This window comes from Lutimaribacter degradans (assembly GCF_023703375.1).
Classification (GTDB): Bacteria; Pseudomonadota; Alphaproteobacteria; order Rhodobacterales; family Rhodobacteraceae; genus Lutimaribacter; species Lutimaribacter degradans.
The window spans coordinates 1-6,628 of record NZ_JAMQGO010000026.1; the positions used below are offsets into that span (position 1 = coordinate 1).

A 6,628-nucleotide genomic window follows, 5' to 3' on the forward strand; every position below is an offset into this window, starting at 1 on the left:
ATCCTTGCGAAATTCTTCCGTTCGTCCTGTTCCCATAGCTCGTCTCCTTTGCTGCACAATATGCTATCAAAGGAGCGGCACCAAACCGCGACAGGTCCACAGTTGTCCGGTCGAAAGCGGGGCCAGCCACACTCTTACACAAAAGATCAGACGCTCTCTACAATTCAACTCAAGAGCAACAAAAGCTCTCTACCTTTTCCTGTGAAACCCTCAGCGAACTTGATTTTGGAGCTTGCGAGAGGGTCCCACCATGATGTCTCTACTTTTGATGATGATCCCACTCATCGGCTTCGCGGCTCTAGGCTCCGATGATCCGGAAACCGTCGAGGAAGAGTATACTGAAGAGCTGGACGAGGATCCGGTTTTCGAAGGCGAACCGTTGCCCATCACTTTGGTTGACCAAGAGTCAGCCCCAGTCGATGACCGCGAGGAAGACGCCGACCCCGTGTCGACGATAACGCGCACGGGGCATTTCGTGTCGGAAGACCTTTTCGGAACGAACGCTGTCTACAGTGTCAACACGGATCAAGGCACACCAACAGAGACGCTGGAAAGCTCGATCGAAGCGTTCGACCTTGAAACGTTCCGGTTTCCCGCGGGACAAGCCGAGCCCAACGGTATCGATGGCGAAGACGCTGATGTTGACGGCGAAGATTACCTGGACATCACGCAGTTGACCGAAGATGGCGAATTGCGCCCCGAGCTCACCGACTTCATGGACAATATCGAAGGGGGCGTGACGCTTGTCATCCCAACGGCCGTCACCTCTGTCGAGGGATACGGCGAAGGCCTGTCGGAATGGGCCGAAAAGGTGATGAACGAGTACGGCGACAAGATCGACGCCTTTGAAATCGGCAACGAATATTGGTCACACATGGGCGAAACCGAGTATGGACAGAAGGCCAATATCGCCATTCAAGAACTGGCCAACGGCATTTCCGCAGCCGAAACAGGTAATCCTGACATCCTTGTGCAAATGGCGACGCCGACCGGCCTGTCAGAGTTCCACTCCAGCGTCGATGACCGTGGATACATGGACCGTCTGACAGACGCCAACAACACCATCATCGACCAGTTGGACGAAGAATCTCGCACGCAGGTCGACGGGGTGATCGAGCATTACTATTGGAACGACTCCGAGGTTCCGTTCGACGACGATGCCACCGAAAGGCGCCACATCGATTCCGATTACGAGGTATGGGAAGAGCGGTTCGATCGTGAGCTCGATCTTTACATCACCGAATGGAACGTGAAGAACTCCAACACGACGAGCAACGGCATGCAAAGCCTGCCCATCTTGACCGAGTTGGTAGAAAACATGGTCGAGATGGGCGTTGACGTGGGCCATGTCTGGCCGATCAACCACAACACCCTCAACGATATGGGTGGAAATTTTGACGACCCCGAGGTTCTGACAGACGACCAGGGCCGCGTGATCGAGAACGTGCGCGGCGCGATGTTCGACCTGATGTCGACCAACCTGCCCGGCAAGGAGCTTGTCGAGATCGAAACCGACGACCTGCCCGAGTCCACCGACCTTGTGGCCTTCAAGGGCGACGGAGAGCTGGTGATTTACGTCAGAAGCTATGACCTTGACCGGGTCGATTTTTCTCTCGACGTCAGCGACCTGGTGCCTGACTTCCAGTCTGCAACAGGTGTGCAGGTCGGCTATGACCCGGACACGTCCGATGGCATGGCCTATGTTCCCGGTGAGGGAGTTCGGCCATCTGAATCCGTGGAGATCGACGGCGAGCCTTATTACCTGACCGAGCATGACACGCAGGCCATGTTGACCGACCACGCCTATGACGCCCCCCGGATCGATATCAGCCTGCGGCCCTTCGAGGTGCTGCAACTGACCATTCCAACGGCTTGAGCGCGGCAAGTTCACACCAGGCCATTTCGGAAAGCCGGGTCCAAGATACCCGTGACCGCCAGAGTTTCGAGGATGCGACACATGCCAAGAAAGTAATCTACAGATGAATGGCAAGGCAGGAGATTGAGACCATGGATCATTTGGTAGTTGTGAGCCTTATGTCAGTTGCCGCGGCCACTGCCTACGGCGCCGCCGGGGAAGAGGTTGTAGCTTTGTTCGAAACGATATCCCAGGCGATAGCCTCGGTACGGATTGCCGCGGTATGAGCTAATGGGATGAACTGCTTTCCCACCAAACCACTGCTATTGTGTCGGGCATAGGTGGAGAAAAGAGCATCTGATGGACATCAAGGTTCTGGGACGTGACCTGGGAAAGACCGTTTGCAGCTTCGCTGGACTGGACGCCGCTGGTGCTGCGGTGTATCGTAAACGCCCCCCGAAATTAGGATACTGACACAAGCTACGATTGGCAGTCTGCTGACCTTCTCCTCGGCCGAATACTGTTTTGGGGGTCGCATGGCGGATGCCCTTGACGGCTTTCTCGCCGTGGTTCTTCTTGGTTCCGGGCTTCTGTCTCATCTCCACGCCTTGGTGGCTACGATGTGCCAGAAACCTTCTCTTATCAAATCAATATAAACTGTCCCATTGGCGCTGACGTCAGACACTCGTATATGGGTGAAGTGAGTACGTCGCGCTTTCGTGAAACAGATCGGGACATCTCCCGACATTCAACTCATCTGGCAGGAAGGCAAAATAATGCAGGACTTGGTGGGTATGGCCTATTGTTCAAAACCGACGGGGTTCACCTTCGATCAGGTGGATGAGATACTGAAAGTCTCGCGTATCAACAATGACCGTGATGCGGTGACGGGTGCGTTGATCTACGATAACACTACCTTCCTGCAATGGCTTGAAGGCGGCGAGGAGGAAATCCGTCAGGCCTTCGGGCGCATATCGCGTGATCCGCGGCACACCGAGATCAAGCTGATGACGGTGCGCAAGTTGGAGGATCGCTGGTTTCCGGACTGGTCAATGAAGGCGGCGGTAACACAGGACCAAGTACTGCGCGGTTTCCAACTGGTGCCGCATCTCTCGTTGTCCAGATTCGAGCCGTACGGGTGGTCCGATGAGGACATAACGAGTTTCATGACAGCTTTGAGTGACTATCTGACCCGACGGCCCGCGCCGAAATCGGAACGGTTGCAGGAGCCAGTCACTCCGCGCCAGCCACTCACCGACCCGATGACGAGCCTTGACCGCCACCTGCGCAGGGTCACCTGAGCACCGCCCCAACGGCGCCCAAGGAGACGGCACAAACAAACAAACGTCAGCGCTGATCGAAAGGCGGGGCGGAAAGGAAAGCGACCTTTCTGGTTTGTGACTCCCTAAGCGCGGAACAGCCGCAGGATGCAGTCGCAGGGCTGTCATTGGTTGACTGTTCCCGAGACGAGGCTTGAACAGCAGAGCGGCAAGGAGAACCGAGGGAACGCAGTTCCCCTTTTGCTTTGTCGGTGTGGGTACGGGATGATGCGATAACTATCTGGCTCGGGCCGTGTGTTGCGTTCGGCGCAGACCGGTCGCTCAGCGTCACCAATTCCGCCGGGCGTGTATTGTCGCGGAATATCTCGTCTGGAACGTTGGAACATCAGCAGCAACGCTAGACGCGCTATTCCTGAATTGCGTCAGGTGGCGGGTATCACCAGAAAACGCGGCTATTTTTGCAACAGCGTCAGCCGCTAATCATCCAGTACGCTGCGGACCTTCGCAAGCAACTCAGCACGGCGATAGGGTTTGCCCAACAGGGTCACGCCGGGATCGAGCCGACCCTGATGCACGATCGCATCCTCGGTATAGCCGGAGGTGAAAAGCACCTTGAGGTCGGGCGCCCGCAGCAAGGCGGCATCGGCAAGCTGCTTGCCGTTCATGCCGCCCGGCATCACCACGTCGGTAAACAGCAGGTCTATGGTCTGATCGCCGTCCAGCACCTCCAGCGCTTCGACTGCCGACGCTGCCTGCCTGACCGCGTAGCCGAAACTGCCCAGTTGCGTTGCAACATGTTCGCGGACCATGTCATCATCCTCGACCACGAGGATGCGCTCTTTGCCACCCGGCAATTCGACAACGGCCGCCTCCGGTGTCGTGTGCGTTTCCAGGTTCTTCACGGCAGGGAAGTAGAGCTTGACCGTCGTGCCCTCGCCGGGTTCCGAATGGATCTGGGCGTGGCCGTTCGACTGTCGAACGAAGCCCCAGGCCATCGACAGGCCAAGCCCGGACCCCTTGCCGACCTCTTTTGTCGTGAAGAAGGGCTCAAACGCCCGTTCCGCGATGTCACGCGGCATACCGCATCCATTGTCGGACACGGCGATCATCACGTAGCAACCGGCCTGCATTCCGTCATCGCGCGGAAGATCGTCCGCCGCGAGCGTCACGTTCGTGACCTCAATCAACAATCGCCCGCCATCGGTCATGGCGTCGCGCGCGTTGACCACGAGGTTAAGAATGGCATTCTCGAGCTGGCCCGGATCGACCTCGATCGGCAACACGCCGTCCGCGGCGCTGATCCCGATCTCGATATCCTCATTGATCGTGCGGCGAATCAGCCCTTCGAGGCCGGTCAGCAGCTGACCCGGGTGCAAATGTTGCGGCTCAAGCGCTTGACGCCGTGCGAAGGCGAGCAGGCGATTGGTCAGGTTCGCCCCGCGTTCCGCGGCCTGCATCGTGGTTTCGGCCAGTTTTCGCGCCCTTTGGTCGGTTTCGTGGAGTTCCACGAGAACTTCGGCATTGCCCATGATGATCGTCAGAAGGTTGTTGAAGTCGTGGGCTATACCGCCTGTCAACTGACCCACGGCCTCCAGCTTCTGCGCTTGCCGCAGCTTCTTTTCCAGGTCCCGCAGTTCCGTGACATCGGTAGTGCTGCCTATAACCCTGAACGGCTCGCCCGCGTCATCGCGCAGCACAAGGCCACGGTTGACCACGTCCAATGTCCGGCCGTCCGCGCAAACGAACCGGTACTCGCTGGTCCAGTTGCTTTCGCCGCTGTCGATCACGGATTGAAGGCTTTCGACGACCCGGTCGCGATCCTCGGGGTGAATCCAGCTTTCCCAGGCGTTCAAGTCATTGCTTGGCGCTCGCGGATCATAGCCGTAGGTGTCGCGCAAGGACTCGCTCCACCAGATCTTGCCGGATTTCAGATCGGCGTCCCAGATAAGATCCTTCGTCGCAAGACCCAGCAGCCTGAATCGTTCTTCGCTCACCCGCAGCACGTCGGCGGTTCGTTCAGCTTCCTCTGCCATGGCCGCGTGCTGAACCTCCTCGTCCCGGTGCCGAGAGAACACGCCAATAAAGAGAGCAAACGCATAGAAACTGGCGAGAAACGTCAACACTGCGTCGAGGACGCCGATGGCGATCGGCTCCGTCAGATTGCCAAGCACATACCCCGAGATCGGCAGCGGGCTCAGGCCAACAAGGATGTTGATGGTTCGCTTGTAAAACCCGAAATTCGTCAACTGGTGAAACACGACCAGTGGAAAAAACCAGACGACATAGGGGATTATGCGCACGATATCCCCTGATGATCTGAAGCCGATGATAGCTCCGGCATTGAGGTGGAAGATGAAATAGATGCTCAACACGCCAGTGATCACGCTCGTCGCCATGGACGGCTTGAAATATACGATCACCATCATGCCACCGGTCACGGCGGCAGTTAATCCGATGACCCATGCTTCGGGGCCGGTCACAGCGCCCAGCGTCATGCCAAAAACGACGCCAAGCATGGCGCCGAAGAATGCGATCAACAGAGCGGTTAGAACGACATTCCGTGCCTGTCTCTGGCGACGGTCTGCGCTCGTGTCCTGGGTTGAAGCCATCTTCCAGAGCGCCTTCTATTCAATTCGCCGGATCGGCGGCCGTTCCTGCCCAAGCCACTCCATACCGGATTGCCGAAGCGAAGTCAGGACTCCGCCGCCTTGGGTCCGGCCGTTACCGACATGCGCGCTTGGAAGGATACCCGGACAACCATGGGCTTGTCACTGCCTGAGCCGACATTTGTCGCAAGCGCAGCCAACGTTGCATGTATGGACGTATATGGACCCCGCCTTATTGCAACGGCCTGTTTTGGTTCTGGTTTCGAGGTCGCGATTGCCGATGGATTTCCGCTTGCTTCTACCTCACGAGGTGCCCCTAGTTTCCTAGACACATGCCTCGTTCAGTTTCTGCTGTCTGATCCCGAAGTCAGCGGGCGAGAGCATGCCCTTGGTCGTGTGCTTGCGTTTCGGGTTCTAGAACATCTTGATGTATTCGAACATGTCCTGCCTTGCAGCGTCGCGTGTGCGGTATGTGCGGCGTTTGATCCGTTCCCGTTTCCGCAGGTGGAAGAAGCTCTCGGCGACCTCGCTGATCGCATGGCCCCGATCAACAATTTGCGCCACAGCGTCCCTTTTGAACTCGTCCGTAAACCGATTTTGTGATGACATCCGCGTCTCTCCCTGGTTCCAAAATTGCCCAAGCAACGCGTCTACACATCTAGAGGCACCTCGAGTCGCCTGCGAGCGCGCTTCTGGGTTTGTCGCTCAAGCGCGGAAGGCAACTCCGAGCACGAAGCGGAGGCTCAATTTCGTCAGCGGCTGCTTTCCCACTCAAGCCAATGTCACTCCCTAGTGTTCGCCACCTGACACAAGATTCCCATCGGCGGCTTGATGTGCCATATTCGGGGCATGAGACGCAGTGACATCTGCCTTTACCTTGGCCCCGC

General features: G+C 57.4%; 3 protein-coding genes and 2 pseudogenes. 2 read left to right on the forward strand and 3 right to left on the reverse strand.

Features of this window, described 5'->3' with window-relative positions; genetic code table 11:
• The first annotated feature begins 268 nt into the window (after positions 1–268).
• Positions 269–1,876 carry a hypothetical protein gene (locus M8744_RS17515; RefSeq protein WP_251420038.1) on the forward strand — a complete coding sequence of 536 codons (1,608 nt, stop codon included), beginning with the start codon at positions 269–271 and terminating at the stop codon, positions 1,874–1,876.
• A 698-nt stretch (positions 1,877–2,574) separates the two neighbouring features.
• Positions 2,575–3,156: a BLUF domain-containing protein gene (locus M8744_RS17520; RefSeq protein ID WP_251420039.1), complete on the forward strand. Its 582-nt coding sequence runs from the start codon at positions 2,575–2,577 to the stop codon at positions 3,154–3,156.
• A 455-nt stretch (positions 3,157–3,611) separates the two neighbouring features.
• On the opposite strand, the gene M8744_RS17525 is transcribed toward M8744_RS17520, so the two are convergent.
• The 3 genes and pseudogenes from M8744_RS17525 to M8744_RS17850 all read right to left on the reverse strand — a co-directional run.
• Complete coding sequence (locus M8744_RS17525; protein WP_251420040.1) at positions 3,612–5,744, reverse strand: PAS domain-containing hybrid sensor histidine kinase/response regulator; 2,133 nt, start codon at positions 5,742–5,744, stop codon at positions 3,612–3,614.
• 321 nt (positions 5,745–6,065) lie between these two features.
• Positions 6,066–6,266: pseudogene (locus tag M8744_RS17530) on the reverse strand (IS3 family transposase); the annotation flags it as partial.
• Positions 6,267–6,296: 30 nt separating this feature from the next.
• Positions 6,297–6,350, reverse strand: a pseudogene (locus tag M8744_RS17850) (hypothetical protein); the annotation flags it as partial.
• Positions 6,351–6,628 lie beyond the last annotated feature (278 nt).

Excerpts from the sequence above, each read along its gene's own strand:
- M8744_RS17515 (WP_251420038.1), top strand. The coding sequence starts at position 269 with ATGATGATCCCACTCATCGGCTTCGCGGCTCTAGGCTCCGATGATCCG.
- M8744_RS17525 (WP_251420040.1), bottom strand. The coding sequence starts at position 5,744 with ATGGCTTCAACCCAGGACACGAGCGCAGACCGTCGCCAGAGACAGGCA.